Source organism: Gynuella sp., assembly GCF_050297175.1.
GTDB lineage: Bacteria > Pseudomonadota > Gammaproteobacteria > Pseudomonadales > Natronospirillaceae > Gynuella.
The window spans coordinates 23,442-39,566 of the sequence record NZ_JBNKSF010000024.1 but is presented as its reverse complement, the minus strand read 5'-3'; the positions used below and the strand labels follow the sequence as shown (position 1 = coordinate 39,566).

At 48.0% G+C, this 16,125-nt stretch carries 12 protein-coding genes; all 12 read right to left on the bottom strand.

Annotation, left to right across the window (positions count from 1 at the left end; genetic code table 11):
- Positions 1-12: 12 nt before the first annotated feature.
- Complete coding sequence (locus ACQY6I_RS08855; RefSeq protein ID WP_428241118.1) at positions 13-1,119, bottom strand: hypothetical protein; 1,107 nt, start codon at positions 1,117-1,119, stop codon at positions 13-15.
- A 3-nt stretch (positions 1,120-1,122) separates the two neighbouring features.
- Positions 1,123-1,983 (bottom strand): hypothetical protein, encoded by an 861-nt coding sequence (locus tag ACQY6I_RS08850; protein ID WP_428241117.1) that lies wholly within the window; start codon positions 1,981-1,983, stop codon positions 1,123-1,125.
- 32 nt (positions 1,984-2,015) lie between these two features.
- A complete protein-coding gene (locus tag ACQY6I_RS08845) occupies positions 2,016-2,612 on the bottom strand; it encodes a hypothetical protein (protein ID WP_428241116.1) in 597 nt (198 codons plus the stop codon).
- Positions 2,613-2,718: 106 nt separating this feature from the next.
- Positions 2,719-3,516 carry a Hint domain-containing protein gene (locus ACQY6I_RS08840; protein WP_428241115.1) on the bottom strand — a complete coding sequence of 266 codons (798 nt, stop codon included), beginning with the start codon at positions 3,514-3,516 and terminating at the stop codon, positions 2,719-2,721.
- A 429-nt stretch (positions 3,517-3,945) separates the two neighbouring features.
- On the bottom strand, positions 3,946-4,749 hold the full coding sequence (locus ACQY6I_RS08835) for a hypothetical protein (protein ID WP_428241114.1): 804 nt from the start codon (positions 4,747-4,749) through the stop codon (positions 3,946-3,948).
- 12 nt (positions 4,750-4,761) lie between these two features.
- A complete protein-coding gene (locus ACQY6I_RS08830; RefSeq protein ID WP_428241113.1) occupies positions 4,762-6,228 on the bottom strand; it encodes a hypothetical protein in 1,467 nt (488 codons plus the stop codon).
- Between the two features lie 917 nt (positions 6,229-7,145).
- A complete protein-coding gene (locus ACQY6I_RS08825) occupies positions 7,146-8,732 on the bottom strand; it encodes a hypothetical protein (protein ID WP_428241112.1) in 1,587 nt (528 codons plus the stop codon).
- A 319-nt stretch (positions 8,733-9,051) separates the two neighbouring features.
- Positions 9,052-9,912, bottom strand: a complete 861-nt coding sequence (locus tag ACQY6I_RS08820; RefSeq protein WP_428241111.1) for a DMT family transporter — start codon at positions 9,910-9,912, stop codon at positions 9,052-9,054.
- A 26-nt stretch (positions 9,913-9,938) separates the two neighbouring features.
- Positions 9,939-10,739: a chitosanase gene (locus ACQY6I_RS08815; RefSeq protein ID WP_428241110.1), complete on the bottom strand. Its 801-nt coding sequence runs from the start codon at positions 10,737-10,739 to the stop codon at positions 9,939-9,941.
- A 108-nt stretch (positions 10,740-10,847) separates the two neighbouring features.
- Positions 10,848-12,833 carry a membrane dipeptidase gene (locus ACQY6I_RS08810; protein ID WP_428241109.1) on the bottom strand — a complete coding sequence of 662 codons (1,986 nt, stop codon included), beginning with the start codon at positions 12,831-12,833 and terminating at the stop codon, positions 10,848-10,850.
- Between the two features lie 307 nt (positions 12,834-13,140).
- The gene (locus ACQY6I_RS08805) at positions 13,141-14,196 is read right to left on the bottom strand and encodes a LacI family DNA-binding transcriptional regulator (RefSeq protein WP_428241108.1); all 1,056 of its coding nucleotides are present in this window, start codon (positions 14,194-14,196) and stop codon (positions 13,141-13,143) included.
- 21 nt (positions 14,197-14,217) lie between these two features.
- Positions 14,218-16,125, bottom strand: coding sequence for a DUF2264 domain-containing protein (locus ACQY6I_RS08800; protein ID WP_428241107.1), 1,908 nt, complete (start codon positions 16,123-16,125; stop codon positions 14,218-14,220).

The window sequence follows — 16,125 nt, the reverse complement described above, 5'->3', positions numbered from 1 at the left end:
AGCTATGACTCCTTAGTTTGCTTTCTGCAGATTGGACCAACCCAGCTCATAAAACCTGAGTTCATCATCAGTCATTGACATCATTGAGTCATAGGAAATACCACGTAACACTGCCAGCTTTTCACAATCTACAGACGACTCCACCTCACGACACTGCTCTGCATACATATAGTTATTCATCTGACCGTATTCATAGGCCATTTCTGCCTTGCTCAATCCGATATTGGCGAGTCCATCCACCAGTGAAACCATGGTATTACAGAGGCTGGTTTGTCTCTGTCTGGCTTTTTGTGCTCTGGCAGAAGAAACAGATGAGGTATTGATTTTGGCCTGCACATCCGCACACAGCTGTTGTCCGCGTTCCAGCTCGCTGTTCGCCTGGAACCAGGCAAATTCTAATGCATAAGCATCAATCGCATTTTCAACGGTTTCCAGCTCCAGCAACAGAGGTTCAATTTCGGCTTCGTACAAAACGAGATCATCAAATTTGGCCAACGCATCTGTAATGGGTATTCCATGGGCCGTCAGATTTGATTTCAATTTCGCTCGTAATGCACGCGGGCTGTAGTGATAAATCTGTTCGAGTTCAGCAATGGAATCAGCAGCAAGATTACGAATATCCACCACGCTGTTATTCAATATCTGACCATACTGTACAACCCCCTCTGCAATGCCTGGGTATTCTGACAGCAAATTAACCGGCAACGCAGTGACAACCTCAGCCTGGGAAATGGAATCCCCGCCAATATTCTGAATCTGGCGACTTTGGGCGATCAAACTGTCGAGCGCAATACGCTGATTTCGAATCAGAGTTTCAATCTCAACCATTGCCCCAGGGATCTGGCCGGAACGGCCCACATCGGCAAGCTCCATACCTTGCTTCCAGTTATTGATCCAAGCAGAAACCTGAGTGAAGAATGCCTGGTTTCGTTTGATAAGCCCTTGGCTACCATAAAAGTATTGATCTTTCACATTAGCGTACTGACCCAGGGCTGCGTTGACCTGATTAATTTCGACTTTCTTGGCAACAACCGCTTTTTCACGGGTATCTAACATGTCTGCCATCACAGTGCCAGATATCGTTATCCCCAAAAATAACAGCAATAATTTCCTGCTCATTGCCTAGCCTCCTATCTCAACTGGAATCTGTAGTAAAATGTCGTCCAGCTCTTCATTGATGGCAATTTCCCACTCTTCAAATCGCTCAAGCATTTCCCGGCCAATGGCGACTTCTGCGATCAAATCTTCTTTATAATAATTCAGTAATACATCACTCTCTGCACCTACTGGAGGTAAGGTTGATGGATCACTGTCCAGGCGAGCCTGAAGTGAATTGGCCACAACCTGAAAATGTGCCTTGGCGCTGCAGGCGGCTGCATCACCACGATTACAACGATTCTCAAAATAAGTCACTTTCCGGTTAACTTCCGTCAGCAATAATTCCGTCTTACTGATACTCCAATCGCGATAATGTATATACTCCGCAGCCAGCTCATATAATGTCAGACTTTTTTCAATATCATCTGCTTGATCAATGGCGTCATAGGCCCATTGATCAATTGCATCCTGTGACGGAAGAACGCGAACATCCTGAATATCAAGACTGCACACTTGTTGATAGTAACGACGATAAGTATCTGATGGGTTAGTATCGACGACTTTCAGCGTATCCTTGCCATATACAACAGCAGTATGTACGGAACCATCATTGATCAATGTGGCACTGCCCGTTCCTGATACCAAAGAAAGATAGATAGGTGAGTTACGACAATCGAGCAGATAATCAACCGAAAATTCAGTGGATTCAATAATTTCTCTACCACCAATCATTGAGGTAATTTCATAGCCCAACTCTGCCTGTTGATCGACAGTACACCGGGTTTTGACATTTGCGATACTTGTACAATTGATCATCTCCTGTGCTGTTACTTTCGCAGAGCAAAACAACACCAGAAGGGACAACATGAATAATTTTTTTTTCATGATTTGTTTCCTTTATTATTGGATGACCGCGTTTAGTTACCGTCTTTTAAACCGAGACGTACATCATCAAGGGTCATTGATAACCCGCCTATCAAATTACAGACGCCGACAGAAATATTGGATATCCCACCCGTAAAGTGGGTTTCAGGCAGTTCAAGCAACAGATTTGCTTCAGCATCAGCGTACCAAATGTCACCTTCGGTACGGAGGTAAGGCATATACTGTTTGATAGGGATCCAGTGATAGACCTGAACAGTATTACCCACTTGGTTATCATACTGGAGCCGAACATTCATCATCGGAACATCCAAATAATTTTGCCAGTAACCTTTCCAGCTCAGATTTACAAATTTCAGCTTTGGTCGTATAACGCCATTTTGAGTTTGATCCGCACCAAAAAATTCGAAATTTTTGGTCACTAGTGGACAACCACCAACTGCTCCATTGGTGTCAATTGCCCAATTGAAATCGTATGCAAAACGGCCCGCCTTAACATCGAAATCTCCACTCCAAAAATCCGTATACTGAACTTCGATATCCGCTATGGTATCGATAATTACTATCTTCTCAGCGACACCATAAGACGCCAGTAGTAGACAAGAACTACCGATTATTGTTTTTAAAGACATATCACTCGCCTCATCGACTGTTGTCGACTTATCTTTCAATATGGGAAGTCAATGCCGACAGCGATAGCTGTCGGCATTATCTTAAGAAGGCTTAAAGCCTGACGAATTACTGGCGAGCCTGAATGGCAGCAGCTTCTTTTCCAAGTGTATTCTGAAGATACAGATCACCCATCAGCAAACCATTTGCAGATACGATATGATCTGCCATGTCGCTTTCTTCAGTACCGGTAGAAAAGTTGTAAACACGGCCATAATAAGGAACGTTTTTGTCCAGAGAGTCAATTACAACCGCATCGCCACCAGCCAGCACCAACTGATGCAAAGCCGGATCAAGATCTTTGGCTTTCACAACAGTAATTTCGCTATCGCCGTTTGCCAATACCAGCACGGGGTGAGAGGCAGTAACCTTCACATCACGCCCGCCCGCACTGATTGCAACCAGCGGCTCAAGGTTGTCACCGCGGGTAACATCATAGACTTCATTATAGAGGTTGGAGTATTGACCTTCGGCTGTGAAACCATGAACGTCATACATGTCCGGAGCTGCCACAATTTTGTCGACAGAAGTCTGCCCGGCAGATGTCAGAATATCTGTTGAAGGATGGAAACAACCGCATTTACAGGTAAAGGTAAATTGCAATTTGAAGTCCTTAAAGATACATCCAGCAATCAGGTTCTTATTAGCCAGAATCGCTAGCGCTTCATCAGTCAAACCAACACAACCGGCAGCTGCAGCCTGACGATTATAATCCTGACATTCTGCAGCGGTATCTCCAACAAACTCATTACAACGGTTGGTACTTTCGGTCGGTTTATACACAGGGTCATTGGGGTTGCTATAGTCAATCGCAAAAGCATACTGACCCAGAAGCACAAGAGTGACTAACATTAGAATTTTTTTCATTGTCATTTCCTTTTTTAACAAATGCATCATCGAAATTCGAACTTTATGAACGACCAGAATCATTGCGTCAAAAACTGACCTATTCATCCTGGATATTAACTTTAAGCCAAACGCACTCTCTAACTCGCAACACTCAGCTTCCTTGGCAGCTTTCAGCCTGCCATTCGTAGAGCCGTGAAATAGAGAATGAACACCCAGCTTTAACCCCTCATCAGTAGAAACCATATTAATATGTCAACTGATCCCAGTGGGATGATGGGTTTCGTATAGTCATATCAGTTTCGTGACCCCAAATAATGTTTGTAGTACATGAAACCAAGTCAACTGACCTATCACTTCCATGTACCTTCAATTATTACACGCACTGAAAAAAACGACGTTTAATGGCTATATTAAAACTTCAGTTTTCTTGTATTGGTCCCTCCTTTATCAAGTGTTGTTTTGATTAGCAGAATACAAAGAAATCACGTGGTCCCTTAAAAATGGCCATAAGGTTTCTTTGGGTACATGGGATGTCATCCCCGCCAGAAATCCATTTGCCAGTTCATCCAGATCTCCTGTCTGGCTGCCCAGCTTTGCAATTTCATCGGTAGGATTTTGAAGGATTCGTTCATAACGATTTGAGGACCAGGCACTGACAAGGTCACGCAGGTCAAGATTGATCCCCTTGGTTTTGTCCTGATCCAAAAGTCGGCTGTTAACCCCCCGAATGGCCCTTAGAATGGGTTCCTCATCACCGTCTTTCTGAACCTGTTCCAGTACCATAACACCCAGTACCCGAATCTCAGCCTGTTGACCGGCAAGTTCGCTCTCCTCGGTAATACCACTACTGTAAACTGTCTCAAAAAACTCAACGGTATCAGGATCATTAGCCAGCGAAACAATGATCTCTTCTCGATCATCTTTCTTGAGAGGTTTGTTACTCAGTAAAAAATATTCGCTGACAAGCTCTGAAACTTTTTCCTGAACTGACAACGCTTGAAGATCATTTTTCGTGCTGTCAATTGCTTCAGGTGTATCACCCAAATCATTCTTTGATACCCGTGAAATTTCCGCATCGCCAGCGTTAGTGGCCTGCTCTATAACGGGCACCTGGATCGAAGGTGTTTCCAAACTGACATTGACATCTTCCGGGCGATTTTTCTCTGACAGCGATGTTGATTGCAGCCAGAAAATTGCCGAAGCTCCTAATGCCACCACCAGAACGGCTGGTATGATTATCTTGTATTTCATATGTTCCCTCATTTACTGACCATATCTGAATTGGTCCCAACCGATACAGGCGGCCGGAAAATCCTTACAAACCATAAAATCTTTATATAACATTGGTGAAACCAGGGAAGGTGAGTTGCTCATTGCCTGCTGGCGAATCGATTCCAAAATGGAATTACGGGCAAAATAGGCTTTTCCATTTGCTTTGGAGTTTATAAAACTGAGAGCAACCGGATTTATGAACGAGGTCGACATAAAATTCATTGGTGCCGCTCCAATTGCATCCGCACTAAACAACACCGGGGCATTACCAAATGACGGGAAATCAACAAAGCTCTCTTCCCAGCCAACATTCAAATAGATATCGTTACAGTTCTTATTTCTTTTTTGACCAATAGAAAGATAGTTTCTGGCAGTTTCATAGCTTGTTCCAGAATCAGAAATACGTGGGTTGATATGAATATCATTTTTCGCCAGAAAACCACTTCTCAAGCGATAAGGTATCGTTTTACAATCCGAGTAGTATTCGCTGTACTCTCCATCGTCGGCCACCAAAGAGTAACTTGGTGAACCAACTGATGCCTGAAATAGCATCGCTTTTGATGCTGTCTGTTCCAGAATTTTTGTATAAGCCTTATGAAGCTTTGTTGTTAAGGTATAACGATTGTACCAGCCAAGATCGTTACATTTAGAGTCAACCTTAGCTGCAAAAAACGAGCGGGTGATCCCCGATGAGAGATGAACATAGCTAATGCCAAACTCGTCAATAAGGCTGGAGATTTTTTCTATCACAACATCGGCATATGCATTTACCTTATCCTCGGAACAAAGCATCTCAGCATCGTTAAACTTGATCGTATCCAACAACACAAACTGCGCATTGGGATTATAGTCAGCCAGCATATTCAAACTGATATCGCCGTGAACATCGCCAACATCTGAGCCGCCGGTAAACCGTTCCAATAGGCTAAAATTCAGTTGTCGGGATAACTCTGTCGAAGGTACAAAATTATCGCTTTCACCCAAAATATTCCGTTTTATATGAAATAATCCCTTGCGCATGGTCACCGTTGCAGTTGACTGGACATAATTCAATTCGGGCTGATTGCCCGACCAACTCAAATCTCCCCATTGGTACATTTCCAATACTCTGTTTGGATACCTTATTGCCGACTCAGCCATACCGGTATCAAGGATCAGAATACGTTGTCCTTCACTGGCAGCGACCATTTTTTCATGAGGTTTTTTTCTGGAAGAGATCTCCTTGCTAACCGTATATGTTTGAACATCACATCGATCAGCATTTTGATGCCATGGATTATAACTAGTTGTACAATCCGGTGTTTGATTGGCATAAGCTTCAATGTCCTGGACGACCTCCTGGACTCCCGAGATAAACTGACCGCCCTCATTCTTATAGTTACCTACTCCATAAGAATAACTAAAAGCAGAAACCATCAGTAAGTTTCCAAGTGCACATATCGATATTAGTTTGCTCATTAATAGTTCCTTGCAAGTTATTTTTGACACAGGATCCCGCCTCTTCAAAAAAGAAAAGGAAAACCACTCTTTGAGGAAAATTCAGGAAATTTTAGCGAGACGAAAATCTATAGACAGGATAAAAATAGTCTGTTTTTTTGAGGCATTTAGTATGACTTATCATCGTAATTTTCCTTTTACCTTAGGTAAGTAATTAACCGACAGTTTAGTAAAACTGAATTTGACGATTTCTTCTGAGGACAAAACATGTACAACAACAGAATTAAAAATCGACTTCAACTGGAGTTTTTATTTTATATTTTTAATATGCTTACTAGTATCTTACATTATTCATTGAGGAATCAATCACGCCCGACGTAGGTCATACCAAAGTACCAATTGAATGATATTTATCCACTCAAAAGTACCTATTAAATACGTATCCAAACATACTCAAATGCATTCAAAATAATATTTAGCTACATAAGTTTTTCATAAGCTATCAGGACAAATATGATTCGCATCTAATATAACAGGCAAAAATGCATCAGAAGATAGGCTATAAATTTAAGAAAATGGTTTGCATCAAATAGATATTCAACCCAACAAGTATTTTTATAGGTTGATCATAAGAGCCAGGAATATATCCTGATTAGTTGAACAGTAATATAAACCCATACTCCCAACCATATTGGTAAACAGCAGGATCATATGGATCAATTGTCAATAATTAGGGAGATCTATGTGGTTTTCAGGTTAACAGAAAGCAGCTTCTACTTTTAATCAGGCAATATGCATAGCGTATGCACGACGATAATGATGAATCCGGACTGTTCGAAAGCACAACATCAAGCGAATTGCCATACCGATCAAACCTGTCCAGCGGTGGATTTACCGACTACCTAACATTTCCCAGAGACCTACATTGAAGATGACATTTATGGTTCATAGGTAAAACTGTCCCAGTTTTCACAGGCTTCGGGAAAATCAATACACACCGGCATCTCTGCGTAACGCATGGGGTCCATCAGCCAGGGGGTATCGACATTAACCTTGCGCTCCTTGACAGCCTGAAGTGCTGCGGGACGACTGAGACCTTTATCCCGGGCAATGTACTCTATATAGGCAATACCTACACCATTGATAAACGAGGTAGTTAAAAATGACATCGGACCCGCCGCCAGGCCATCTTGTGAGTACAATATCGGGTAGTCACCAAAAGAAGGTAAATCAGCCAGCCCGTCACGCCAGCCGGTATTGAAATAGCCATCAACACAACCTTTGAATGCCAGTTGTGAAGACAAAAACAACTCATCATATCCGCTGCTATAACCTGCACCTTCCGACGGCAGTATGGGCAATGCACCGTCGTTCTCCCCCCGATAGCTCTGGGCGAAGTATCCGGTCCGAAGGCGCTTACCAATCTCCATACAATCAGAATAATATGTCGAATGACTCGACCGACCATCCTTTGAGGTGGTCACCGGATAACCCGTACTATTCGGAGCTGCCTGAACCAATATGGCTTTATCGGCCATTGCTGCCAGAATTTTCCCATACGCCACATGCAATCGAACGATGTCCTGCTCCGTGGCCGTCACTCCACAATCGTCATATAGCTTTTGATTGATATTTTGCGAGGTCAGACCTGCGGACAAGTTAATGTAGTCGATACCATGACGGCGGATAATGGAATTGAGAGTATTGATGGCATCGTTCACATAATTATCTATGACTGCGCCGTCGAAACTGCAGGCAACATCATCTGGAAATACAATTTCACTTAACGATGCCAGTGTTACAAATTGTGCCTCCGGAATATAGTCTGCCAGCAGATTCAGCGTTACCGCGCCATGAACAATGTCACCGGGATCAGAAGGTAATTTGGTAAATTTTTGCCGATCCAGCTCGCGCGTCAGCTCAGTAGAAGGCACAAACGCATCACTCTGACCCAGGATAGCCGCGCGAATATGAAAACTGGCCGGAGAGGTTTTAACCGTAGCCGTAGTATTCCGATAACCGCTGTGAACGACGCCGTTGTCTTTGGTGGTCACCCATTCATACATGGCCAGCATACGCTGTTGATACCTCAGCGCAGCACTCTCGACGCCCGAATCAATGATCAGTATCTGCGGAACACCTGAATCAGAGGTGGATCGGGTGCTTTCTGAACTTACTGTGATTGGATGAGTGGCCGATGCACGGGTTGTTTGGGTATTCCGGGTGCTGGGAAACAAGGTATCCTGGATGGAATATTCGGTGGTATCGCAAAGATCGGCATTTTCCATACCGGCCAAATCGCCGTTGCAGTCGGGCAGCGTGTCCAGATAGTCATGAATCTGTGCGACAACCGCCCGAACGCCCGGCAGGTATTTATCTCCTGTATTGGAGTATTTCATCGCCGGCTTATTCGGGTTTTTATCGGGTGTGGGAATGACAATAATCGGTCCACCGTCATCATTACCACTGCTACCGCAACCAGCCAACATCCATACCAAGCCTATAATTAACCAAAATTGTTTCATGCTTCCTTCCAGATGGTATTCATGTTGCCCGAATTGCAAATGGCAACAGGTTGCTGACAGGCCGGGAGTGTTCAATCCCGGACACGGCGTATCACTCGCAAGAATAACTCATCCCTTAGTACCGCCCTATCAATCAATAGTTCTACTTGATCCATAGACCGGTCACAGACCTTTCTGCATGATTGTCTATGATGACGCAAACAACAAATTCTGATGCAATTGGTGCAAGCTATATTGAAAGGAACAATATTGAACGGGCCGTGGATTCATCATCCATCGGTGAATATTCGCACTCATATACCATCGGACAGATGCAGGGTCATCCACCCAAACGCAAAATAACGATCCCCATTAAGGAGAGCACAATGCCTACCAGCTCAGTGCGCACAAAGGTTTCTTTCAGTATCAGACGACTGTAACTCAGAATCACCAGAATACTCATGGCCGTCAATGCTGAAACCAGACCGGTTTTTCCGGTCTTAAACGCATTCAGTATCATGAATACGCCGGAAACATTAATGATACCGATACCCACTCCGGCAAGCAGGCTGAGATAGCTGGCATAAACAACACCTTTTCCCCGTTCGGCCGAACGACTGCGCCACCAACTGATGGCAAACATCAGGCTTCCGGAAGCAAACATGAGTGTCAGACTGGCAAAGATACCGGAGTGCAATAAGGTAGACTGTTTTGACAGCAGATCATTCATGGCAAAGAAAAAGGCCGCAACGAGTCCCCATTCTGCACCTTTCAGCCCCTTCAGAGATAAACCATTGGAATAATGGATCATGTAGATGCCAAAACAAATCACCAGAAATGCCGCCAGCTGTACCCCGCTTAAACGTTCATTCCAGATAAAAAAGGCCAATACCACGGTAAATAATGGAATAGTGCCGGCCAGCACCCCCACCAGCGAGGTTTTGCCGGTGGCAAATCCCCGGTATAACGCCATATTGCCAAAGTAAGAAGCCAGTCCCATGGCCAGTCCTACCCAGATACCGGCCGGCGTCTGAACCCGATGCCCGGTCATCAGCATCATTATCAGGCTGACTACGAATCCGGTCATAAACACACCCAGCAGCGTCAGATGGCGGTCACTGCCCTGACGTGAAAAACGCTGATACAGAATCCCGCGAAGACCAAAAAAGAACGCAGCCGCAATGGCAAAAACGATCCACACAGTTACAACTCCTTTAAGTGGAAAATCTATTGGGCCGGCAATATGAAGGCGTCACCCCAGGTTGATACCTTAAGTGGCGTATGAAGATCGGTATTACCTTGTTTCAACAGTTGCATCAATGTATTCACCCGACCAATGGATTCAGACCATTCGTCTTGTGTTTCATGATTGGCCGGATGCCGCAAAACCTGTTTGCGGATTTTCAGAAACGTTTTTAACCAGCGTCGTTCATCGACGCCCTCAGCCGGAGTACCATTCAGTTTCGCCGTGGTACGGGCAATCATGGCAGGCAGTCCATCGGCATCATCGCCCTCACCATGCTGGATAATGGCATCATAAAGAGCCAACAGAGTAAGAGGGAGTTCGGCCCCCAGATCCGATGCCCGTTCCATGGCCGGCTGAAAATACAGCTCATCGACCACGTCATCCTGAACCTGACGAAACACCGGACTCTGGCTGGCATCTGCCCAGCGTTGCGACAACCCCTGTAACCCTTCGACACTGCCATCTTCCGATTCTGCCAGCTGTTGCAGACGTGGCAAAAACGGCACCAGAGCATTATCGGGACGAAGGCGGCTGTAACGCTGAATCACTTCAAACATATCTCCGGTCGCGGAGGTAAAACCGGCTCGACCGGCGGTAATGCCACGACCATCATCCAATACTTCGGCATATCCATACTGCAACTCTGGTGTGTTATTTTCAAAAATGCTGATGATCTGATCGGCCAATAGACGCTGCTGCGCCGTTAACTGGGCTGCCTGCACTGGCACAACAACGAAATACAGGCCCAACAGAGTGATTGCCAAACGCCAAAAATGATTCAAATATCATCCTCCCGGTCTGCCTCTCGGCGACCCTGTCACCAACACCAAAACACTTAACCAGACACGCATTCCAGCCTGGTTAAGCAACGGTTTATCAGATATACGGATTTATGGACTGATCAGCACACTGTGATCAACCGCGTTCTGCCACATGACCGTCAAGTAGTCAGCAGAACGATACAATGGTTCCAGATCAGATCGCTTCAGGCCCTGCTGACGCAGATCCTCTAAAAAGTCCGGCATCAGTCCAATATGAGCCGCACCGTCAGTATTATAGTCATATGTCCGGTTAGCAAACTGATATTTTCCGAATACCCCATTAGTATTTGCTTCTGCAGCAGGGATTAGCGCCGGATCCGTGGCGAACGGGTAGTGTACCCGGGTGGAATCAGGCTGAGCGATACCAGTATGTCCACCAGGACAGGCATCAGCCCCAAAACGCGGCCCGGGCATATGGGCAAAACCATTGAAATCGGTGCCGACGGTAATCCGCCCATCATAAACGGCATCACCCAGCAGATGCAGGAGATATTGATAGGACTGGGCAAAAGTCTGGCTGCTGGCACCACAGGCATGAGCGATGTAGCTGCCATCCTCATTACGCCATTCACCGACCTGATTGAGATTACCCTGCCCTGGAATCAGCCCGACCATGCCGCCCAGGTTAACAATACGCTGCAATTCACGACCACTCGGATTGCCCTCATGGCGATTATCGCCATTGGCCATATCATACAACCCGGTATGACCGGTCACGATCCCGGGATAAGCTTCTTGCTCGGCCACATCCAGGGCATCTGCCATGGTCCGTGCCGACATGTGCCCCAGATCGATCAACATGCCTTTGCGCATCAGGGTTTTCATAAGCATCTGCCCGGCTTCGGTCAATCCCTGCACGTTACAATCCTGGCCGTAATGAGGACAATCATAACGATCACCACTGGCCAGAATGTTATACAGTGCAGCGCCACCATACCCATTGGTTTTCAGGTGAACCGGAAAAATATAGCGCAGGCCCATGTCATAAAGTTCATCAATACCAGCCTCCATATCACTGGTATCACAATTGTCCTCACGACAATCCAGCAGATAGTCCACCTCACTGCCCAGAATGACAGCCAGTTTACCCGCAGCGATGACTTCTCTGGCCTGTTCCGGTGAAGTCACAATGCGAAACCAGCCTTTACCGACACCACCGTTACGGGCATCTATCCACGACTGCATGTCAAAGACGGCTTCGGTCTGGCGTCGCAGCGTCGCCATATCGTTTAAATCCAGTACCGGATCACTGGCAATGGGAATGCCTTTGATAATATCCGGCAGGCCGTTATCGGTGGCTCCAAACATGTAATCGCCGTTCACGGCCAGTACCACCATGGCCCGCAGCCCACCCTGATAAGCACGTCTGACCCACTCATAGTACATAGTCTGATGGGTATAGCCGTTATAAGCCGGCCAGTAAGGGAAGTTTGGATAACCTTCGTTATCATGACGGGCCGTGTTAAAGGCCGCACCCAAAATGTCATCCTGCAAAATAGCCTCCACCCTGGAATGCCCTCCAGAATGAGACTCACCATCATGACTCGGACAATAATCCAGTGCTGTTTCCGGGTCGCCGTAAGGTTCACCGTGGAAAATAACCCCACCAAAACCGAGGTGGGACATCAGATGAGTATGCAGATCCACATAGCCGGATAACGGCCCTTCACGCCTTAACTCATCATCCACACCACGGGCATAAGGTAGCGGAAAATCCTCGCACTGACTGTCGGCGATATACCACTCTCCCCAAATGCCGGTAATACCAGTATTTACACACTCATGCGGCGATTCATACGTGCGGCCCGCCAGGGTCATGGGTGTTTCAGCGCAGGCCTGCTCCCAGCTTTCACCACTGGGAATATTCCACAATCGGGAAGCGTATTTATGTTTACCGGCATATTTGCCCGTCGCGATGCAACCATCATCCTGATGGGTAAAATAATTTGTACCGACCAGTGCTGCCCAATTTGGCTCTGCCACTGCGCTTTCTACCCCCGCTAACAGCAGAACCGCAGCCGGTATTATCAGTTGCCTCAATATCTTTTTTGCCATTGTCCAACATCCCTTAAAAAAGGGCCCGTTCACTTTGGGCCGGTTGATCGGTTCAACCTGGCGTTCTTACGTAGAACACAACAGGTTGGCCTCAAGCAAATCGACACACAGTCATGCGATCAGCTTCCAGCCATCATGTGGGGGAAATGAACGTCCGCCAATCCTGAAATCGTTCGATTGCGGGGACCCGCCGGTCCGCTCACAATCGGCAGATAGGGTTTTCTATGCGGATGGCAACACCCCGTCAGAAGCCGTTGAGCACCAACGGTGATGACTCACAGGGTGGGTTTTTGGAGACCTGAGGTGATCATTTTGCCGGTCCGGTAGAGCCCCGCTCAACCAGTCTGACGGCAAATTCGGTATAGGTTTCGGTCATGTCCGGATGCTTGATCCGTTCCAACAAGCGTCGCAACCCCCAGGCACCTATTTTTTCGCGATCCACATGGATCGTGGTCAATGGACAGGCCGCCATGGCGGCAGTGGGAACATCATCAAAACCGATAATGGAAATATCTTCAGGTATCCGTAACCCGGCTTCCTGAATGGCGGCAGTGGCCCCAAAGGCACTGCCATCGTTACAACATTGAATAGCCGTAAAATCAGCCCCACCACGCGCCTGCAACCGGGCTTTGACCGCACTGTAAGCGGCTTCGGTACGCATCGCGTCCAACTCCACCACGAGGTCGTCGTCGACTTCAATTCCGGCATCCTTGAGACCTTTATGATAGCCGGCCTGACGATCACGAATGGTCAGACGCTGGGAAAAGGTCAAATTCAGAATCCGCCGATGCCCCCGTTCAAGCAAATGCCGCACCGCGATGTATCCACCCATACGATTGGCGGGTGCCACAGCATCCAGACGCATCAGCGCATCGATGCCGTTAATAATGATAGCCGGATAACCATCTTCGGTAAGACGCTGAATCAGAGACTCGTCCTGAAATGACAGCAGCACATAACCGTTGGTGACGGGTTCATCACTGTCTGACCGGTGCGGAGGCAGTGCCATTCCAGAGCCCACCATTGAAATAGTTGGCGTGATACCAAATTGCTGGCACTGGGAGCGAATACCGGTCATCACTCCCTGCATAAAATGTTCGGACTCTACGTCCACATCCACCATCGTCAGCACCGTGATTTCACAGGCAGAACCGGATTGTTCGCCGAAGTTCAGCCGTTCGGCGGTGGACTGTATTTTTTGGCGCACCGCTTCAGAAATACCGGGCGCACCACTCATGGCCCGTGATGCGGTGCTGATGGAAACACCGGCAGCATCTGCAATTTCCCGCAGCGTGACCTTGCTGCGTCCGGGGCGTACATCATGACTGCTTTTGCGTTTGTTCTGCTGCTCAGAGTCCGGCATCTTTTGTTCCAAACCAGTTATTCAAGCCTTCAATATCATAATCCCATGTTCACGGCAAAACCTTGCCACTGTTTCCGGGATCTCCAACGCGGCCGTTGCTTCCTGTCGCACGTCTACGGTCGCAAATACCGCTGTCACCAACCAATGGCTCCCAACGCTCACTGTCGCATTCAAACGCGGAATAAATGTCCGTGGAAAACGCAGGTTGGTATTCGGCGCAGCCCGCACAATCATACCTTCACGTTCACCATTTAAATCCTGCAACGCCGAAATACCGGATAATGTCCGTATCCGGACAAAACCATCCATCGATTCAATCCAGTCAACCGGCGTCTGATGACCATCCCCATTGCGATCAACCGCAAAACCGGTTTCCACCACCTGCAGCGTAGACGATGTGGTAATCCGATGGAGACGGATGTGCCAGCCGGGCGAGGCAAAATCCACCCAGCTGCGAATTTCCAGTTCAGCATCCGGTTGCCAGCAGCCATACGCCATGCCCTGATCGATACCGGCCTCACTGATACGACTGCGGGACAGATAACTCAACCCATCGCGGGACACCATCAAACCGGAATCAAGAGCACTGTAGTCGGGTCGCTCCGGACCATTGGCATCACTGCTAAGCGAAAACCCGTGCGCGGAAGAATACGCAAAGCGCGCGTATTTGGCGTCACAACCGCGATGCTCGCAGCCATCCTGGCCTCCGGTCAGCAATACTGCATCGGCCGGGCCACGACGACCGATAAATCCGGATGCCGGCATCACCACCCGTGCCCGGTCGAGCGCCTGCGGCGACTCCTCTTCGGCCTGCCAGAACGGATGCTGCTCCGGCAGTGCCAGCACCAGAAATGTCTTGAGTGCCCAATAAGGCGAACCCGGTGCATTGTAGGCCTCCGACATCAACAGATTGGGGTAGCCATAACCGATGGATAACACACCGTCACGCTCGCAGATCGGCTGCTGCCCCCACCACCGTAAATGCCGCAGCAACAGTCCTTTGATCCGTGCCCACGGTAACACCTCTTCACCGGCAAAAGCACAGGCGGCCCAGAACGCCCCCTGAGCAAAACGATAGGTCATGGAACGGCCAAACGGCACCGCTGCGCCATCATCGGCAAACCAGTGCTGGAAATCCTGCGCAAATGCCCGTGCCCGCTGCCGATAACGGATAGCATGATCGGGATACAGATCGCCCGCCAGCTGCGCCACCATCAGACCATAAAAGTGCATCGCCATGGGCACGTAATAATCCAGTTGATAACGCTCACCATCACGATACCAACCGTCTCCCAGATAGAAACTATCGAGCCGTTCCAGAGCTGCCCGCACCGCATCGTCCGACCAGGTCCGCCCCACTTTGCGCAATGCCAGATTGGCCAATACCCGGAAAAACAGCCAGTTATTGTCAGCAGTCGGGAAATCATTGATGCTCAGCATCCAGCGGGCAATATGGTCTTTGGCATCTGCGGCCAGGGGCTGCCAGAACTGCTCCGGTGCCAGCAGAAATGCCAGTGACAACCCGGCCATTTCCACCATGCGTTGATCATAGGGACCGACATCCCCCCAGTATTCGGGATGCTCCGGATCCATGCCCGCCGTAAGCCCGCTCAGATAGCGTGGCAGATCGTCGAATTCACCACCACCGGCCAGCAATGGCGCCAGCCCCCATAGTGGTCGCACAAACGATTCCATCTCCGCCGCGGCGCTGCCGTAATGGACACCGCCCACACCGATGCGTAAGCGTGCCCCGGCAGCCGAATACCAGGGCCGAAGAGGTTCATAAAAGCCCAGCACCGCCTGACGCAGATGTTGTCGTGTCTGTAACGGATTACCGTGCAACGGGTTTTTCGTCAACAGCGCCTGCACGGATGGTTCCCGTTGCCAGGCAGATAAGGAAGCGCTGGAATATTCAGACTCAGTGGCCAT